2 protein-coding genes are annotated in these 19802 nt (G+C 62.4%); both read left to right on the forward strand.

Annotated features, from left to right (window positions below):
• Positions 1-253: 253 nt before the first annotated feature.
• Positions 254-1966, forward strand: coding sequence for a ShlB/FhaC/HecB family hemolysin secretion/activation protein (locus tag DES29_RS00390; RefSeq protein WP_113854272.1), 1713 nt, complete (start codon positions 254-256; stop codon positions 1964-1966).
• A gap of 62 nt (positions 1967-2028) precedes the next feature.
• Positions 2029-19704, forward strand: a complete 17676-nt coding sequence (locus tag DES29_RS00395) for a leukotoxin LktA family filamentous adhesin (protein ID WP_113854273.1) — start codon at positions 2029-2031, stop codon at positions 19702-19704.
• The last annotated feature ends 98 nt before the right edge of the window (positions 19705-19802 follow it).

A 19802-nucleotide genomic window follows, 5' to 3' on the forward strand; every position in this document is an offset into this window, starting at 1 on the left:
ACTCGCGGCAGCTAGGGCGCAGAGAGAACAGCTAGTCGCTCAGGTGAATCGAAGTGTCGAAAAGTGTTATGCAAAATCATTATAAATCCGTCGACAGCTCAGATTGAGGAACGCTTCGCAGAAAGAACGCTGCATGTTTGCTGAGGCTATTCTTGACCGAAATACTGAGATATACTCAAAATAAATTAAAATGGTTTAGTGGGTCTTCTTAGCCCATTGTAAGCCTAATTCTGATGAAAAAAGGAGAGCGGACATGAAGAGAAGGAACATCCTCAGGGCCGCGGCCGCAGGCCGATCGCTCGGTGTCTGCGTCTGCACGGCCGGGTTTGTTCTCGGCCCACTTTTTGCAGCTGTACCGGCCGTTCAGGCTGCCCCCCCCCCCCTCAAGGAAGCCGTACAGGAGAACCAGGCGAGCCGCAATCTCCGGCAGCTTCGCGACGAGGTCGAATGGCGCCGGCTTGAAGGCGAGGTGAATTCGCTTGAGGCGCAGCGCCGTGAAGCAGCGCCTCCTCCGGCGGTTCAGGAGCCGACGGTTCCCGCGGGAGCTTTCCGCTTCCGGCTCGAAGCTGTGACGCACACGCCATCGGCGATTCTTTCGGACGAGGAATTCACGCGCGTGACCGCGCCTTTCGTGGGACGCGACGTCGCGATAGCGGATCTGAAGGCAATGCTCGAGGCGGTGAACGCCCTTTACCGAGAAAAGGGCTACGTCGTCTGTGAAGCACGTCTTGCGCCTCAGCGCATCCGGGGCGGCCGACTGTTGGTAACGCTCGTCGAAGGGCGCACGGGGCGCACGACGGTTTCGGGCGCCGAACATACGAGCGCGGGCTACATCCTCGGCGCCTTCGAACTCAAGCAGGGTGAAGTCGCGAACTACCGCGAGATGAGCGATGCGCTTGTACGCTTCAACATGACCAACGACGTCGAACTGTCGGTGGACATTCGCGCTGGTGAGGTGCCTGGCACCACGGACTATGAAATCCGCACGACGGAGCCGCCCAACTGGAGCGCGTCCTTCTTCGCCGACACGCTGGGTCCCCGCTCGACAGGGCGTCCCCGGGCAGGCGTTTCGATCACGAATCGGAGCGTCTTCGGGCGGCGCGATGCGGCGACGCTCCTCGGCCTCGTAAGCGAAGGGAGCCGAAGCGTCTACGCGAGCTACGGGATGCCGCTCAATTCGATGGGCACGCGCCTCACGGCGAGCGTCTCGATCGGCAGTGTGGACGTGATTGCGGGGCCCTCCGCCGCGGGCGACGTTGAAGGGGACTCTGAATACTATGCCTTGCGGCTAGAGCACCCGGTTTACGTCACCCCACAGCAGAAGTGGACCCTCTGGGGAGAATGGTCGCGACAAAAGAGCGAAACAGACTTCTTTGCAGTGACGATCAACGACGTGGAGATCGATACCGCCCGGGCGGGCGTCGAGGCGATTGTCTTCGGCAGCCAGTCGGTCTTTTACTTCACGACTGCCGTCGGGCATGGCCGCGTGAAGGAGCGCACCTTCGAGGAGCGCTGGGAACAGAACATTCTTACGGGAAGCGCCTTCTGGCGGGTGCAGGCCGCGCCCGACTGGCGGGTTTCCGTTTCGGGCGCCTGGCAGGCGGTCATCGACGGCGATCCACTCTCCTCGTCGCAGTACTTTTATCTCGGCCACACGAGCGGCGTGCGCGGTTATGACAACGACGTGCTCTCGGCCGAGGCGGGCGCCTACGTGAACTTTGAGGCCTCCTGGGCGCCTGCGGGTCCCCGCACGGCGCTCTTTGCCTTCCTCGATGCGGGGCGGCTTGCAGGGACTTCCTCCTACAGCCGGCGCGAACTCGCTTCCACGGGGCTCGGCGCAACCTGGCCCCTTTGGAAGGGCGCCTCAGTGACGGCAACGGCGGGCTTCCCGCTCATTAGAAATCTCGGTGCAGGCGAGCGCGCGGACAAGGCGCGCTTCGACTTGGCGGTGACGGCGTCCTGGTGACGCACAGGGCCGCGGACGACGGGCGCAGGAACGCCCGGACGAAGAATTGATTGAGGTGATGTATGAACGCGATCTTCAAGGTACTCTGGAACAAGGCCCGCGGACAGTTTGTTGCGACGGATGAAACGAAGACCGCCTTTGGCAAGGGCAAAGTGCGCTCAACGGTCCAAAAGGGCCTTTCGGCACTCCTCCTTTCGGCTCTGGCTGCCGGGAGTGTCTCGGCCGCGGGCATCGTGAGCGGATGGGACAGTACCACCGTGAAGGCGGACCAAGCGGGCAAGGTCTTCAACGTCACGACTTCCAAGTTCGTCAACGACGGCAAGACCGGCATCAACAAGTTCAAAGAGTTCACGGTGAATGCGGAACAGATTGCGAATCTGCAGTTCGACCGCGGCCAGCAGCTCCTCAACCTCGTCAATGCACAGATCGAGATTAACGGCGTCGTGAACGCCGTGAAGAACAATAAGATCGGCGGCGACCTCTATTTCGTCTCTCCGGTCGGCATGGTGGTGGGAACGACGGGCGTCATCAACGCCGGCAGCCTCACGACGACGATCACGACGCAGAAACAGTTCGACACGTGGTCGAACCTCGCCAACGGTGACAAGCCGACGACCTTCAATGACGCCTTTCTCCAAAACCTCCGCACGGGTGACGGCGTGCCGATCAATCCCGCGGGCGTGATCACCGTCAAGGGCAACATCAACGCGGGCAACAGCCTAGCACTGCTCGCAGGGAGCGTCCAAATCACTTCGGGCGCGCGTCTCACAACGGGCGTAACCAACTTCCAGGACCTCGTCAATATCCGCGGCAAAGACGGAAAGGTGACCACTTCGGCCAACCTCGCAAAGGACCTCGCTTTCAAGACCGATCCCAAAACGGGCGACGTACTTCTTTTCGCACGCGCGGCAGGCGATCTTGTGGCAGACGCTGGAACGCAGGCTCCGGAGTCCGCAGAGAAGACGGACGGCAAGGGAACAGCGGTTTCCGCGAGCGTGGTGGTTGAGGAAGGAGCGGTCGTCAAGGCTGCGGGCAACCTCACGACGAAGGCCTATGCCGGCAACGGCGCTGTAAATCCCCGTGCGGGCGACCCGATTCTCTTCAAGTCAAGTGACGGCGAAGGCCGTGATGTTTCGGCTTCCGTCGAACTCTTAGGCACCGTGCGCGCCGAAGGAAAACTGACTGCTGAGGCTCGAGCCTTCAATATTGTTGACCATTCGAAGAGTTTCATCGGGAAGGCGCTCGAGACGATCCAGAGCGGATTTGTGCCGATTGATACGGGCACGATCGAATATGTGGATATGTCGGTCGACGCGCGGGTTACGGTAGGCGAAAAGGCCGAAGTGACCGGTGTGAAGGGGCTCACCCTTGAGAGCGAGGCGCACTCCGACCTCCAGGTGGGCGACCAGTCCGGGTTTAAGAACTTCCTCAATTGGGGCGAGGCCGAATCGATCCCGGTGGTCTCTGCCGCAGCGATGCGCGTGAAGAACATGAGTGCCGTGGAGATCAAGGGGGCGCTTGCAACCGACGGCGAACTCAAGCTCGCCGCAGCGGGCGACCTTAAAGTGGATGCCAGCGTGAAGGCGGCTATTTCGGCGACGAAGGCGCCGCAGGCGAGCTTCATCTATGCGGACCTGGATGCAGGGACAACCGTTTCCGTTGCCGACGGCGCAAAGATTGGCGCGGCCGACACGCGTGCTCAGGGACCCTCCAAGGTGACCGCGGAGGCCAAGCAGACGAACCGCGTTGAGACGGACGCAGAAACAAATACGCCGCCCACGGGCAACATCGCCCTCGCGGTGAACATCACGAAGTTCAACGCTTCGGTCCAAACGAATCTCGGCGCGGGCTTCACGACCTCGGGGACGGCAGACGTACGTGCGACGAACGAGACGGAAACCCTCAAGGTCGGGGCAAAGACCACCGTGGGCGACTACGGCTTCCAGATGAAGCTCCAGGATTTCGGGTCGAACCTTGCCTTGAGCAAGGTGGCTGAATCGCTCGCCGGCGTGTTCGGCACTTCCGCGGACGGGAGCGCCACGATCCAGAAGCTCCAGTTCGGCGGTGCGGCCGCCTACGTGAAGAACGCCCAGTCGGCGACGGTGACGATCGCACCGAAGGTGCAGCTTCAGTCAACAGGAAAGTTCACCGTTGAAGCGAAGTCTGACCTCGCTGACCACCACTACGAGGCGGTGACAAAGCAGGTTATCGACAAGGAGACGGCTAACGCAGGGAAAGACAAGCAGGGTGCGCTCGCGATTCTCATCAATGAAGCGGGTGACGGTGCCTCCTCGCTCGCAAGCGTGACAGTGGGCGAGGGCGCCTCGATCACGACGAAGAGCTCAGGCGACCTCACGCTTTCCTCCGAAGCGCTGATCAACAAGGACCGGTTCAAGTTCCTTAAAAAGGAGCTCATTGACTGCTTCAACGCCTACGCGGATCATTTCTCCGCAGAAGGCTATAAGGACAAGCTCGCCGCCTTCAGGGCTGCCAAGGACAAGATGGTCGAAGCCTTCGATGCGGTGGGCCAAGCGGAGAATTTTACGACCGGCATCACTCAGCTCCAGACCGCCTTTGAAGAATTCTCCAGCACCTTGAAGGCCCTCATGTCGCTCGCGGGTGAAGGTGCGGAAACCGCACCGGACCTCATCGACTTCGGCATGAGCGTTCTCGATTTCCTCAATCCGGCAAGCTACACCAACGCCTTTGTTTCGGCAGCCGGTAAGACGAACGAGGCGCAGGCCGATAATCCCTTCTCCGTCGCGGGCTCGCTCGCGGTACTCGATCAGACGACGAAGAGCACAGTTGAAGTGGGCGCAGGGGCGGCCCTCGAGTCGGCCGAAGCCCTTGGGCTTACGGCGACGAGCCGCAATGAAAGCATCGCTATGAGCGGGCAGCTCGACGACTTCTTGGGCGTGCCGCTTCCGACCATCGACAAGGGTACGTCCCTCGGCGCTTCGGTGGTCTATCACGAGCTCGGCACCGACAATCTCATTCTCGTGAAGGAGGGCGCAGCGCTTTCCGGCACAAAGACGGACCTCACCGCGAACGATGAATTGGACGGCGTCACCATCGCCGCGTCCGCGGGCTACAACACGGGCACGCTTTCAGCGTCGGGCATGGCGGCCGTCACGGAAGCTGATGCAAAGAACCGCATCGCCATTGACGACGAGGCACGGATTGAAGCACGGTCGGGCGACCTTACGATGAAGGCTCTGCGAGACGATTCGGTGCAGACTGCTGCTGGTGCACTCTCCTTTGTGAAGAGCGCGCAGGGGGCGGCAAACGCCGTGGGGGCGGGCGTCGCAGTGAATCTCGGGTCTTTCGGCAATACGCTCGAAATGAAGGACCTTGACGGGACGTCGAGTATTCGGGACTACGGCGCGGGTGCGCTCAAAGCGGACGGTACACTCGCCCTCACGGCTGAAAGCGGTCTCAACCTCAATGCCGTCGGACTCGCCGGTCAGGCAGGCGTTTCCGGGTCCGGCTCTGCCAACACCAAGAAGCCCGATAGGGCGGGCGATCTCAGTGCTCTTGGGGAACAGACGCGCTCAGAGGCGCTCAAGGGCGCCGCGTCTGGTCTTGCCGAAGGTGGCGCTCTGCAGGGCGCAGTTACGAAGGGCGCAGGTGAGGCGGCGGCTCAGGCCGGCGGCGATGCTGCTGGTGGCGACGGGAGCTACTCTGGACTGGAGACTGGGGAACGATCGTCAGGCATTGCCTCCGCCGACAGCGTCACCTCAGGCGTTCAGGCTGCCGGATCGAGCTTCCAGATCTCTGCGGCAGGATCCTTCGCCTGGAACGATGTGGCCGAATCGAATGTCCTTCACATTGAAGGCGCTTCGGCTGGAAAGATTACGCTCGACGCCCAAAAGACGGCCGTCGAGTCGGTGACGAACAAGTGGGTCGGCGCCTTTGCGGGCGGCGCAGCCGTTTCTGTCTCGAAGGGCGGATCGGGTACGTCGGTCGGAATCGGCGGCACTGCGGCCGTGAACCAAAACAATGCGGAAAACCGCCTGACCCTCAAGAATGTGTCGCTCTCGGAGAAAGTTGAGGACATGGGCGTTTATTCGCTCGTCAACGGCACGACCGTTGCCCAGGGGCTCGGCGTTGCCGTCTCGACCTCGAACGGCCCTGCCGGCGCGATCGACGCGGGCGTCTCGGTGAACCTCATCGAAAACACCGTCCGTGCGGATGTTGAAGGTTTGTCCGTCGGAAACACATCAGGCGAATTTGAATACGCGCAGACCGCCTGGACGGGCGAAGTTCAGGTGACGGGCGGCACCACCGTCGGCGTCGCCGCCGGTTCGGGCGGCTTCTCCGGCGCCGCGGGCGCTGCCGTGGCCGTGGCGGACATCGACAACACCGTCGCCTCGACGCTCAAGGGCGCGAGCTTCACAAACGCGAAGTCTGTTGACGTGAAGGCGCTCGCTTCGCTCACGCAAGTCAATACCGCGGTTGGCGTGCAGGCCGCCGTGGGCAGCGGTTCGGGTGTGGCATTAAATGGCTCGATCATCTCGGCGGACATCACCAACCGCGTGAACGCGACGGTTGAGGAGTCGCAAGCTTCGCTCGCGAAGGACGGATCTTTCACGATCACCGCACGCGATGCCGGTACGGGCGAGGGCGAGGAAGCGCATGCCTACGCCGAACGCGCAAAGGGCCGCACGGGACTCGTGGAAGAGGATGAGCTTTTGAACCGCTCTCTTCTCGATGACGTTCAGATCGCCAAGGACAACTCAGGCAAAAATTACCGCGACCTCCGCTCCGGCTTCCTGGCTGGTTCGGGCATGACGCAGGTCTCCGCGGCGCTTTCCGTTGCGGCAACGGGCGGTTCCTCGGGCGGCGCGGGCGGTGCCGGCGTTGTGGTTACGAACTTTGAAAACACCTTCGGCGCTTCGTCGAAGGGCCTCACGGTGACGCACGACGGCTCGGGGCTTTTTAGCGAAAAGGCACAAAGCGACGTCGTGACGGTTGCTGTCGCCGCGGGCGCCGCGGGCACCTCCGGCAACTTCGCGGCTTCCGGCTCGGTGATCGTCTCAGACGTGAAGCAGACGGCTCAGGCTTCGGCCGAAAAACTCACCCTTACGGCCGGTGCGATGAAGGGCGATGCGGTCCGTGCAGTGCTCGCCGCACAGACGAATGCCAAGACCGTGAACGTCGCGGGCAACGTGAGCGCGCAGGTTTCAGCGGGCGGGGGCGGCTTTGGGGCCGCTGTCGTGGTGGCTGAAGTTGAGAACAATGCCCTGACGACACTCAACAATTCGACGATTTCGAGCTTTAAGGGCGCCTCTGCGGGTAACGGCTCGACAGTGCCGGGCGCCCTCGGACTCCTCGCCGAGAACAAGTCCGAAATTTGGACTGCCGCCGCCGCGGCGACCGTCGCTTCGAACGTAGCACTGGGTGCGAGCGTCGCGGTGAACCGCGCCGTCGGAAATGCGCAGATCGACGTCGACGCGGTGACGCTCGACGGGCTTGGGCATTTTGACGCTCAAGCGCGTGACGATTCCGAACTCTGGACGCTCTCGGGCGCCGTCTCGGCCGCAGTGAAGCCGGGCGCCGCCGCGGGCGCAGGACTTGCCTTCGCCTCGAGCCGCGGATCAACCAAGGCGGACGTGAACGGACTCACGCTTCTCGCCTCTGAAGAGAAGACGGATATTGGCGTGTCGGCCGAAGCTCAGGATCACGTCTCTACCCTCACGCTCGCCGTGGGTGCGGGCGGTTCGGTGGGACTCTCGGGAGCCGCGGCGAAGAATGTCGTGGAACGCACGGTTGCGGCAGACCTCACGGGGCTGAAAACAAACAATAAAGCGAATGAAGCCGATGAGACCATTGAAGGTGCGGGCGACGTCGTCGTGCGCGCCGAGAGCCGCGCCGATATTGACAATCTGGCTCTCGTAGCGGCGGGGAGTCAGGCTGCGGCCCTTGGGGCCGGCGTTGCCGTCAATACCATCGACGTGGACGTCGCAGCGGGTGCACACGACCTGAAGGCGGGCGTGAGTTCGCTAAACGTCGCAGCCCACTCGGCCAATGATATCGACACGATCGGCGTGGGCGGCGCGGGCGCGGGCACGATCGCGGCTGCAGGCTCCACGGCCTTCAACACGATCACGGGCGACACGTCGGCTGCGCTGACAGATTCGATCCTGCAAGCGGCAGATGCTGTCGCGGTGCACGCTGAATCCGACGATGTGATCGGCACCTATGCCGGTCAGGGTGTGGGCGCCGGGACGATTGCCCTCGGGCTATCCGTCGCGATGAGCGAACGCTCGGGGGCAACCACGGCGACGGTGAGCGGCTCTTCCGTCAAGGAAACCGGAACGGGTACCGGGACGCTCACAATGAAGTCGGGCGTAGACGACACGCATATCAACAACGCGATTGTTGAGCAGGATGCGCTCAATGTCCAAACGAGCCTTGAAGACAAGCGCACCGAAGAGACGGTGGACGGCATTGCGGTTGCGGCGACTTCTGCGACGACCTATAAGACGCTTACGATCAACGGCGGCGGCGCGGGGAGCGCGCAGGCCGCAGGGACGGCCTCGATCGTCACGCATGCGGGCAGGACCGAAGCGGGCGTCTCCAGTTCCACGCTTGAATCCGCCGGCAAGCTCGCCGTCGAGGCGGGTGACTACGCGAACTTCTCGAGCGTACTCGTCACAGCGGGCGGCGCCGGGGGGATAAGCGCCAATGGGTCGGTGACGCAGACCGATGCGGCGCACGCGACTCGTGCGGCGGTCGAAAACTCTTCGCTCACGTCCGCCGCGGCAACGACGCTCAGCGCTGAAGCGAAGGAAGGCGTTTCGAATCTCACAATCGCCGCGGGCGGCGCAGGCGCCATTGCGGTTGATGCGGTCGTGGCCATCGCGAACCAGAAGTCCTCGGTCGTGACCGCCCTGGAGAACTCAACGGTCGCGGGCGGCGCTTATACGCAGAAAGCAGACTACCTCGGGCGAATCACCAATCTCGGCGTGTCGGCTGCCGGCGCGGGCGCTTTGGCCGGCGCCGCGACGGTTGCGATCAATACGGCAGACGTGGTTGTGAAGTCTGTGGTTGATGGCGGCAGCGCCGTCAAGCCCGCGGGCGCGGTCTCGATTGAAGCGGGACGCACGCTCGACTGGAACGAGTACGGCGGCGCCGCGGCTGCGTCGGGCGCCGGTGCTGTAGCCGGAACTGTCTACATCAACGAGACGGCGGGCGAAACGCTCGTTGTCGTGGATGATGCCCAATTGGGTGACGGCACGAACCAGGTGACGCTCTCGGCGAAGAACGACGACTCGATAGAACTCGTCGCCGTCTCTGCAGCCGGGGCTAAATACGTCGCTGCCGGCGCGACCGTGGCGGTGAACACCATGGCGGGAAACGTCGGCACGATGGTGAAGAATGCTGCCCTTAAGGGCACGGACGTCAAAGTCGAGGCTCTTGCCGACCGAAAAGCCAAGTCGACCCTCGTCTCGGCTTCTGCTTCGCTTGCCGCAGGGCTTGCCGCCAACGTCTTCTCGACCCGCGTGGGCGGGACGGGGAGCTATGCGGAACTCTTGGGCGAGGGCGACGCGGGTACTTCCGCGACACTTGAAAAATTTAAGGGCGACTACGGCGCACTCTCAAAGAAGGAGCTGACAACGGGCGCCGCGGGCGGCGCCTCTGAGGGCGAAGTGAAGGCCGAAACCGAAGCCAAGTCGGATCTTGTCAAGGGCACGGGCGTGATGTCGGTCAATTCGACCTTCGAGGGCTCAAACTCGGTCACCCTTGCTGCGAAAGAAGATGCCAAGGCGGGTTCAGGCATTGATGCTGAACTCGGACTCGGCACGGCGGGCGCCGTCGGCATCGGCGCGTCGGTGGTCACCGTTGACCGCGTGATGGGTGCCTCCGTCACGATGAGCGGCGGCGGGATCAATGCCAAGACCGCGGAGATTACGGCAAGCGCCGGAGCTGACGACAGTCTCAAGGTCCATCAGGGATCTGCGGGCTTAGTGGGCGGCAACGCCTCCTACGTTCGAGAGCAAGTCTCGGGCGGCGTGACTGCTGTTGTTGAGAATCAGGCTAATGTCAAGGGCGAGTCGGTTCACATCACGGCGAAGAACGACTCGTCCGTAACGGCCGATGCCTTCGGCGTTGCCGCAGGCGCAGTGGCCGTCGGCGCGCAGATCGCGAAGATCAAGGATGCCTCTTCCGTCGTCGTGAAGCTCGAAAACTCGAACTTCGTTGGTGACGTCAAGGCGACCGTCGACCGTGCGCAGCGCCTCCAAGCAGAAGCAACGGCTGGCTACGGCGGCGCGGTGGCGGGTGCGGGCGCCGTCACGGAGATCAGCGACAGCGGCAAGGCACAGGCAACGCTCACGAACGTCTCAGCATCCGGCGCCTCTTTTGAGACGGCGGTGAACCTTCACCCCGAACTCAGCGTCAAGTCCTACGCTGCGGGCGGCGCTTTGGGTGTCTCCGCGGGCGTCGTCCAGGCGACGGCGGAAGAATCGGGCGAGGCGACGCTTGTCGTTACGGGCGGTGAGCTTAAGAGCGACGAAGTGAAGCTCTCGGCTTTGGCTGGCGAAAAGACGGACAAAGAGTCCGATGCGCTGCGCCTCACGGGCCGCGTTGAAGGCTATGGCGGCGCGGCCGTTGCAGGCCTTAACTTCAATACGGTGAATCTGAGCAACACGGCGAAGGCTTCTCTCAGCGTGGACGGCACTGCGTTCCGGGCGGCTGAAGAGAAGATCGCCGGCACAGCAGCCCAACTCCGCACGGGCGGCTACGGGCTCTACGACGCCTCGGCCGACGCCGTCGCGGCGGGCGGCATTCTGGCAGCAGGCAGCAACGACCTCACGGTGGTGCACGGACTCGAGTCCGAAATGACCCTTAAGGGCAGCGCGACGACGTTCGGGTCGCTTGACGCTGCGGTAGAAAATGCCGAAAGCGCGAAGATTCTCGGTGAATCCGCTGGGGGCGCCCTCATCAACGCAGATGGCAACGATGCGGTGCGTACCACTCATGAGGACATTTCGAGCGCCGCACTGACGGTTGCGGGAAGCTTCACGACCGCCGGAGACATGAGCTTTGAGGCCGCGTCCAATTCCGACCTTCTCATGACGGCCGACAATACCAAGGGCGGCCTTGCCGCGCTTTCGGGCGCCGTGGGGACGAACACCATGGAAGGTTCGACGGCCGTACGGGTGACGGACGGCGCCGCGCTTTCTGCTGGCGGTGATCTGCGGCTTGGCGCGCTCAACGCCTGGACGCTCGGCGCCGCCTCGGGCGACCATCTCGTGAAGTCTGAGGTCTACGGCGCGATTGCCGGCGGCGGCATAAAGTTTACAAACACGGTCGAGCGTTCTGCCGACGTGTCGGTAGGCAAGAATGCATCGCTCTTTGCCGGCGACTCGATCACGGCCGAGGCGAAGAGCACGGGTGATGCGGATGTGCGCGTGCTCGCGCGCACCGCGGGCGCCTTCAACGCATTGGGCGCCACAGTTGAGAGTTCAGTGAAGAACGCCAACACCGTTTCGGTCGAATCGGGGGCGGTCCTGCGCACGCAGTCTACCGAAGGCGTTGTGGCGCTTGCCGCCACGGGTGAGGACCAGCTCGAGCACGAGGCGCTCACCCGCATTGAGGGTTCAGCGCTTGCCAACGCGAATTCGAACGCCAAGGTCACGGTGGAGCGCACAAACACCGTCAGCCTCAAGTCGGGCGCCGAAATCCGCTCGGGCGGTGAGGTGCTCCTCAATGCCGGCGCGGCTGCGGACGGCACGCAGTCGAAGCTCGAGATGCAGAACCGCGCGGAGTCCTTCTCCTACGCGTTCCTCTCGGGCATCAGTGCCGACCTCAATGCGAAGACAAAGCTTTCGGGCATCGTAGACGTCGCGGGCAAGGTTGTCTCGACCACCAATACGGCGGTTACGGGCGATTCGGGCGACTACATGATCACGGGCGACTCGCTTTCGCACTACTGGGGACAGCTCAAAGCCGACGACAAGTCGACGCTCGCCGTCAAGGGAAGCGGCAAGAAGGATGCTGCCGTCGAAGAGACGGGCCGCATCAACGTCACGGGTTCGATCGACGCAGGCGTCAATACCAAGGCTGACATCGTGATCTCGGGGCTGCTCAACCCCGAGGGGAGCGATGCAGAAATCGCCGGCTCGCAGAACAAGCCCACTGTCAAGGTTGAGGCGGGCACCGAAGAGGCGAAAGAGAGCATTCTCAGCAGCATCTCCGGTCCGGTTTCCGAATCCGAAGGCAACGTGTACTGGGAGCGCTACGCGGAGCTCGAGAAGATCCTCCGAGAATATACGGGCGCGACGACAGAAGCCATCGTCGGCTATCAGGCCGAATTCGAGGCGCTTGCCGCCCTTATGGAACAAAAGGGGCTTGGCGAATGGGTGACGCTCGAGTTTACGGAAGACGGCAAAACGGTTACGCAGCGTACCTTCGTGCCGATTGAGAAGAGTGAAGAACTCTACGTCGCTGTGAACGTCATTACCGTCTCAGGCGGCAGCATCAAGCTCAACGCCGCCGAAGTGACGGGGTCGGGGACTATTTCCGCCAACGCAGCCGAAGGCGTGTGGATCAAAAATGAGTCCAACGCCTCGCTCAAGGTGGGCGACATCGTGATTCAGGCCAAGGGCGGCGAAATTGAACTCAACGGCGTTGCGGCCGACGCAAGTGCGCTCAAAGAGGCGGGCTTCCAAGGGAACGTTCGCTCGAGTGACAACACGGCCGATCCGGTGATCAGCATCGAGTCGGAGGCCAAAACGGGCTCCTACATCGTGAAACACGCGAAGGACGAATCAGGGAAGCCGTTTGAAGAGACGGTGACGCCTTCCACGAACTTGGTTCTCACGGGCGAAATCCGCAACAACGCGGCTGACGTAAGCATCTCGGCAAAGGACGGCGACCTGGTGTCCCTCGGCGACGTGGGAGCGTCCGGCACCCTCACCTTGACGGCAAAGGGTTCGATCATGCAGTCCTACACATCGGGTCTCACGAACATCGGCGGCGATGTTCCGGGGAACGCGTGGCAGACCGAGATCGGCCAAATCAGCAGCAAGGATAACTACGATTCTTCGAAAGACCCCAGCACGACCTCCGTCTCCTCCAATGCCCAAGCACCTTCGGGCGGCCGATGGGTGGCGGGCGGCGCCATCATTATCTCGGGCGACCTCATCAACCTCAACGGCACCGTACAGTCGGGCTACGACACCTATGAGCTCACGATCAACGAAACCGTGCTTGAGGCGAAGATCTCTGAGATCCGCGAGGCTTGGCGTCGGGCGGGGAGCCCCACCAACATCGATGTGAAGAGCTCCGCCTATCGACTGCAGGCCGAAGAAGCTGTGAAGACGGACGACGGCTCCTACAAGCTCCTCGTCGCCGCCTGGTATGACCCGGTGAAGGATCGGATCGTCATGGACGACGTCCTCCCCGAAGGCGGGAGCATCTTCATCACGGGCAAGATTGCCAGTACGGGCGGCGGCAAGATCTTTGCGTCGGACGGATCGGCTGACGTGCGGTTTAATGCCGGCAATCACGACGTTCTCACCGGCCGCATCGATACCGGAAGCTCAAAGGGCGTCGTGCAGTTCACCGACCTCTTCTGGAGCGACAGCAAAAAGGGTACGGGCGCCAAAGTCACGCGCTGGCAGGACGGGAAGACCACCGAATATCTGGTGGATCACAACGGCCAAGCGATAGGGAAGGAAACAGTCAAGAACGGCATCCAGAACTATTCGCCCAAGGACGGACTCCTCTATGTCTGGACCGAGGGGACGGTTTCGGGCTCGACTGAGACGCAGTACTACGAATACATGGCGAAATGGTGGGGCGGCGCCGACGACAAGCTAAAGGACGCTTTTGAAACCGAAAAGACGACGGTTACAAAGTCCGGCGATCTCTATCAGGGGGCGACGATCACCGACCAGCTGACGCGCCCCAACAAGGGCGGCGATCAGGACGCCAACTTCTACGCCTGGATGGACGTACTCGCTCAGACCGACACGGGCTACCAGGTGACGAAGAAGAAATGGAAGACGGGGTTCCTCGGCTGCCACAAATGGACGAGCTACACGATCACACGCGACACGACTTCAAAGCGCATGGTGACCTACACCGTGAAGGCTGACAAGGATGTCTCGGTCGGCTTCCTCAAGGGCTCGAACACCGTGGACATCACCTCGAACCGGTCGATCCACCTCGGTAACTCGATTACCGCGCAGGGCGGCACCATCAAACTGAATGCGGGCGGCGACATTCGTGCGGAGAGCGCCGGAGCGTCGCTTAACGGCGCAGACACGATTAATCTGACCGCGAAGGGCGACATTGGTTCTTCGCTCCGTCCAATCGCGCTCAAAGGCGGCTCGGGCGAACTTAAGCTCGGAGCGGAGGCTGCGAACATCCACATCGACGGCACGAACCTCGGTGCGGGCCGCACTGTTTCTTCGGACGGACTGCTCGCCGGCTCGACCCTCAGCGTGGCCGTGCGCGGCGACCTCCAGGCAGCGAAGGCGCAGGGCAAGGACGTGACGCTCTCGAGCGTCGAGGGCGGCGTGAAGGTGAACGACCTCAGGCAGCTCGAAGCCGCAGGCACCCATGCTGTCAATATTTCCGCCCTGAAGGACGTTGAAGTGACGGCCTCTCAAGGCGACCTCGGTCTCGGCTTCATTGAATCGAAGTCGGGTGACGTGGTTCTCACAGTGGAAAACGGATCGGTCTACGACGCTTCGGGCGCTGCGGATGCGTCGGATGTCTCCGATGAAAAGCGCCTCGAGGCGTGGAAACGTGCGGGCCTCATCAATGCGGATGGCTCGAGCACGGGTGACACGCTCTGGAAGGCGGACGTCGAGGCTGAAAAGAACCGCATCACGCAGGCCTACGCCCGGATGGAGAGCTACAAGGCCTTCAAAGAAAAGGGCGGTGAGCTCACGGATGCTCAGCAACAGGACTACACAGACCTGCAGGCGATATACGGGGAGTTCGCGAGCGCTGAAGCGGCCGTCTTGGCCATGGAGCAGGACGACACCTCGAGTCTCGGCAAGCTTGTCGCGAGCCGCGAGAACTACGGCTGGACCGAGAACGACCTGCTCTACTCGATCGCCGACACGATCATTAATTCGGAAGGCTCATCGACCACGACCGCGCGCGCAACGAACGTCCGGGGCAAGAACGTCGTGATCAACGCGGCGAACGCGGGTTCGGTGGGCGAAGTGGGTGAGACCGTCACCGGACGTCTCTCAGACGAGGACGAGACGAAGCGCCTCGCGCTCCTCAAAGCCCTTTCTCGTGCCGACATCGGTGACTTCTCGAGCAAGGACGGAGAGGTTTCCGTCACGCTCAAGATCCCCGTCACCATCGATGCGTCGGGGAAACTCACCGTGAATGCCCGCGACAACATCTTCCTGGAGTCGCCTGAAGGCTCAGGGCTTGCCGTCAAGGAAATCGTTTCCGAGAAGGGCGACGTGCGCGTTACCTCGCGCGGCGGCATTTCGGCGGCAGAGGGTTCCGGGCTTGTGAGCGGCAATACCGTGACGCTGCGCGGCGGCACGGGCGGCATCGGCGCTGCGGACGCCTACCTAAAGATCCACTCGGATCCGGCAAAGTGGGCCGCCGTCAATGCGGGCGGCGACATCTTCATTGAGGCCGTTGATGCGAACGGGGCGCTTGGCGACATGACGCTCTATTCGCTCGCGGGCGACAAGGATGTCTCGCTAAAGGCCAACAACCTCTACGCGTACTCGGGCGACAAGCTCGGAGACGACTACGACGACTTCGCTGAGCTCGGCTACATCCAAGGGCAGACGCTCAACTTCGAAGTGCTCGGCGACTTCGGTACCGAAGACAATGCGCTGCGGGTAGGCACCGCCTCAACGGTGAACTTCTCCGAGTCCGTGGGCAACGTGCGGCTGCACGGCATGGGTGAATCGGGAGAACTCGCGATCAACGGCATCAACGCTTCGGGTGTGGTGGACATTGACTCCGAGGGCGGCTTAAAAGTCGGCGCCGTGAAGGGCGATTCAGTTGAGCTCGACGCCGTGAAGCAGATCACGCTTACGGGCAATTTGGAGTCGACGGGTGAGAATAAGGACCTCGCCGTGACGTCGGAAGAGGCCGGGATCGAGCTTGCTGACAACTCGACCGTCCGCTCCAAGGGCGGCGTGAAGCTTGACGCAAAGGCGGGCGAGCTGAAGTTCACGGGCGGCGTTGTTGAGGCTGCAGGCGATGCATCGCTCCATGGTAAATCTGTCACCGCGACTCAGGGCAACCTCAGTGCTGGCGGCCGGATCGAAATCGGCGCCACGGGCGGCGGCATCGATGCGGCAGGGCTCCAGACCCAAGCTGGCGCGGGGACACTCATCACCGCTGTGGGCGGCGGCATTGCGCTATCGGGCGGCTCCTCGATTGAAGCCGCGGACGACGTGAAGATCTCGTCTGAAGAGACGCTTGACCTCGCCAATGCGACGGTTAAGTCCACAGCGGGCAAGGTTGAGCTCGACGGTCTCGCAGGGGTCGTCGCGAAGGACGCTACGCTCTCGGCAGCCAAGGAGGTTACGGTCACGGCAAAGGAAAATGTTGAGGTCTCGAATTCCACCGTTAAGGCCGCTTCGCTCGCGATCACTGCGGCGCAGAACCTCACCGGAACTGGGCTGGAGGGCACGATTACGGGAGCGGCCGCGCTCACGGCCGGTGGAAATCTGGTGCTTGACAGTGCAGTTATCTCGGGCGGTACAGTGAACGCAGTTGCCGCGCAGGGGCTTTCCGCACGCGGAGCTGCCATCGATGCGACTGAAGGTACCCTCACGCTCACGGCTGAAGCTGCCGATATCGACGCCTCCAGTGCCAAACTGACGGCTAAAGACAAGGTTGAGGCTAAAGACAAGGTTGAACTAACGGCTAAGCAGTCGATCACTGCAACTGACGCCAACGTGACGTCCAATTCGCTCGCGATGAAGGCTGAGATGGGCAAAGTTGAGGCCTCCGGTCTCACGACGGCCATCACCAATCAGGCTACGGTTGAGGCTGGTGACTCCGTGACGCTTGACAAGGCCGTACTCACCGCAGGTGCTCTCACGGCAACTGCGAACTTGGGTGATCTGTCTATGAAGTCGGCGGAGCTTGATATTTCCGGCGCCGCAAAACTCACGGCGCAGCGGTCGATCACTGCAACTGGCGCCAAGGTGACGTCCAATTCGCTCACGATGACGGCCAATACGGGCAGCGTTGATGCCTCCGGCTTCAGGGCGACCGTTGCTGATCAAGCCTCGGTTGAAGCGGGCGACTCTGTGATGCTTGACAATGCCGAGCTCACCGCAGGTACCCTCACGGCAACTGCGAAGACTGGTGATCTGTCGGTCAAAGAAGCGGAGATTAAGGCGACTAAGGGCGGTATCACGCTCACAGCTGAAGCTGCTGACATCGACGCCTCATGTGTAAACATCTCCGCAGTGGGTGCGGCCACACTGACGGCCGGTCAGAATCTGAAGCTCGCGCCGTCAGGCGACACTGTTGCAAGAGTAACGGCGAAGTCGCTTTCGGCCACTGCAGGCGGTGCTCTCGACGCTTTGCGGCTTGAGGTTGCAGTTAAGGAAGCATCATCGTTCCGATCGAACGGTCTGCTGACGCTCACTGACGCCAATGTCTCGGGCGGGTCGCTCCGCGCCGAAGGCGACGCAGGGGTTGAAGGCTCTCGCATCAAGGTCGACGTGACGGGCAATGGCTACAACGAGGGTAACCGCGGCGACTACGAAGGCGTCGTTACCTTCAAGTCCTCCAAGGGTCCCGTCACCTTGACGGGAGCCGACGTCAAGGCCGATAAGGGCGACTTCTTCGCGCGCTCTGAAGGCGACCTCAACGTCGAAACGGCAGGCTTCAAGATTCAGGACGGCGGCCTTGGCTTCAAGAGCACGGGCGGCGACCTGACGCTCGCCGGCGCCACTGGCCTCAAGGGCGATTTCCTTGAAATGGAGGCCCATGGGTCGATCGGCATGGAGGACATGGAGCTCTCGGTTGAGGAAATTCTGCGCATTTCCGCGGGCGGCGACATCAACTCCCGCAACCTTCAGCTCGAGATCACCGAGGACGAGAACGGTGTGGGCGGCAAGGCCTACTTCGAGGCAACGACGGGCACCGTGCACCTTGAAGGGAGCACGATCACCGCCAAGACCTCGGACGGCTTCATCGGCGACATGACTGTGATTGCGGGCAAAGACGCCCGGCTCGACGACGTCTTCACGCCAGAAAAGAACGTGAAGGCCGAGGGCATGTCGATCCGCGCCGGCGATGCGGTCAACTTCGGCGAAGGCACTGTTGCGCTCGAGACCAAGAAGGACCTCACCGTTGAAGCGAATCACCTCACGGGCGACCGTATCGCGGCAGAGTCCGTCTTGACGGCAGGCAGCGCGCTTTCAATTTCGGTGAAGGAGGATCTGCATGTCGAGGAAGGCGTCCAGGCTTCCGGCCAGAACGTGAAGTTCTCGTCGAAGGACTTTACGCTCGCCGACCGCACGACAGTGCGCGGCGGATCGACGGCTAAGATCGACGCTTCGGGCGAGGTTGCCTTCACGGGCGACGTCCTCGTAACGGCGGACGACTCCGTCGGGATCGGCGCGGCATCTGGCGGCATTACCTTTACGGGTGCTGTCACGGTGGGCGACGAGACAAAGGCGGAGAACAAAGCGAAGGTCACGCTCAAAGCGGCGGGCAGCATCCTGCAGCGGGAGGTGTCGGGCAACGCGGGCGTGCGCGGCTCGAGCCTTGAAGCTCAGTCTTCGGGCGGTTTCGTGAAGCTCGATGCCCGCGAAGGCGGAACATCCGGTGAGGGCGGCAACGCCTTCACGAAGGCTGAAATCGAGTCTGCGGGTGACGTCGTCTTTGGGTCGACCGGCCGCACAACCGAGCTCGCTGTCAACGCATCGAAGAATGGCACCGTCTCGGGTGACCTGCGCGTGCAGGGCGAACGAGGTGCGGTCATCTTCACCAACGGTGTTTCGGCTTCGGGTGAAGTGGCGGTGAATGCCGCTGCAGTGCAGGGCAGCGATCTCTCGGCCGACGGGCGTCTGGCCATCGTCACTGCGCTCGAGAAGAATGCGCCTAAGGGTGCGCCTCAAGGCGTCGTCTTCTCCGGCGGGCTCTCAGGCAGCATCGTGACGGTCTACGCCGGTTCGGGCGACGTTGTGATTGAAGGGCCCGTGCGCTCCACTTTGGGCGAAGTAGACGTCTACCGGCTCGACCAGACCGAGCGCGGCGTCGTCCGTGTGGGCGAAGCAGATTCGGCCCATACGCTCGTGGTCTTCAATGCGCGCGGCGATGTGGTTGCGGGTCCGATGCATTCGGCCGACACGCTCTACGCGTTCGCCGGATGGGAAGGCCGAGTCTACGGGCGGAGCGGCTTCACGAGCGACGTCCACAAGGCTGGTGCCGTGGAGCATGCAGAGCCGATCGGCCTCGTGCCGGATCTCTCGGAGTGGCTGAACCTTGACGCAGCAGAGCTCGACCCATCGGCGCTGCCGCGGCTTAGCTTCACTGCGAGAAACCTCGAGTACGCCGACACGGACCGCATCGGACCGTGGCGCTTCCTCCTCGAAGACCTCACGACGCCTCTTGGCAGCTGGCTCTTCCTGAGACTGCGGCCAGATGCGGCGGAGGACGATCAGGCGGACGAAGCACTCCTCGAAGGCTTCCCCGCCCGGAAGGACGGCGTGATCCGGGATCTCCGTGAACCGACGAAGGAGGACTTCGGCTGGATCATGACGAGTCTCTGACCTTGGGTGAAGTGCAGGGAGGCGTGCTGCGGCGCGCCTCCCTGCAAACTGCAGATATAGGCTTCGGTTCCGCGGAGCACCTGTGTGCAGGAGATGCG

Origin of the sequence: Sutterella wadsworthensis, from assembly GCF_003315195.1 — a bacterium.
GTDB classification, from domain to species: domain Bacteria; phylum Pseudomonadota; class Gammaproteobacteria; order Burkholderiales; family Burkholderiaceae_F; genus Sutterella; species Sutterella wadsworthensis.

Excerpts from the sequence above, each read along its gene's own strand:
- DES29_RS00390 (WP_113854272.1), top strand. The coding sequence starts at position 254 with ATGAAGAGAAGGAACATCCTCAGGGCCGCGGCCGCAGGCCGATCGCTC.
- DES29_RS00395 (WP_113854273.1), top strand. The coding sequence starts at position 2,029 with ATGAACGCGATCTTCAAGGTACTCTGGAACAAGGCCCGCGGACAGTTT.